Here is a 1,223-nt window from a genome sequence, read left to right on the forward strand (position 1 = left end):
CCTCTGTGTCAGGAGCAGACAGCGGAGTCGGAAATTACGCACTGCTCAGTCGCTCAACGGCAGGCTACATGGACGTTCAACTGGATAAATCACAACGGTTGTGGCTGCAAAACAAGCGTGAACTGATCCTGGGGACCTCAGCGCCTGACTACCCTCCTTTCGATTTAACGATCAGCGGTCACGACTATGAGGGTTTCACCGCTGATTACGCAGGGGTTCTTGCACAATCCCTGGGCCTGCCGATCAAGGTCCGTCGTTACCTCTCCCGAGAGGCCGCCATCGAAGCACTCGAAAACGGCGATGTCGACCTGCTCGGAACGGCCAATAGCTTTGAAGGACGACGTTCCAGCATCGTACTGTCTGCCCCCTACGCCATAGATCAACCGGTTCTGGTCACCCGGAACGCCGAAAGCCGATCATTGACCGAGGGTCTCGCCGACATGCGATTAAGCATGGTCTATCACTATCTGCCGCTGGAAGAGGTAAAGGCGCAATATCCCAAGGCCATCATCACCTCTTACCCGTCCTACCAGAATGCGATCAATGCCGTCGCCTTCGACCAGGCAGACGTATTCCTTGGCGATACCATTTCCACCCATTTCATGATCAACAAGGGCTATCTGAAAAATGTACGGATGGCCAACTTCGGCAAACATGAGGCCTATGGTTTCAGCTTCGCAGTCAGCAAGGACAATCCAGACCTGCTGGCAATCATCAACGCAGTACTCAAGGAAGTGCCTGCGGGCGAGCGGGAAAATATTGCCAAACGCTGGAGCGCGGGCAGCGACATCCTTCTGACCGACCACAAACTGCAACTGACCAACCGCGAGGAACGCTGGCTTGCGCAGCACCCTGTCGTTCGCGTGGTCGTCAACGATACCTTCGCCCCACTGACATTCTTTGACGCCGACGAGAGCTTTCGGGGAATCGCCGCCGACTTGCTCGAACTGATCAGGCTTCGAACCGGTTTACGCTTCGAGATTCACCGCAGCCAAAGTGACAGCGAGATGATCAGCCAGGTCAAAGGGAACCAGGCCGACCTGATCGCCGCGATGATTCCCAGCGCCGAGCGCGAGGCGCAACTGAGCTTCACCCGTCCCTACCTGGAAAATTCATTYGTACTACTGACCCGAAAGAGCACTTCCAGCCCAATCAGTCTTGAGCAATTGAATGGAAAGAGCCTGGCCATCACTCAAGGCAATCCGCTCCTCGACTACCTGCAC

1 protein-coding gene is annotated in these 1,223 nt (G+C 55.6%); it reads left to right on the plus strand.

Features of this window, described 5'->3' with window-relative positions:
• Nucleotides 1-5 precede the first annotated feature (5 nt).
• A partial coding sequence (locus AC1DH9_RS29470; RefSeq protein ID WP_477809370.1) for a transporter substrate-binding domain-containing protein occupies nt 6-1,223 on the plus strand: 1,218 nt, incomplete at its 3' end.

The sequence above is a fragment of the Pseudomonas sp. 05T35 genome (assembly GCF_056396605.1).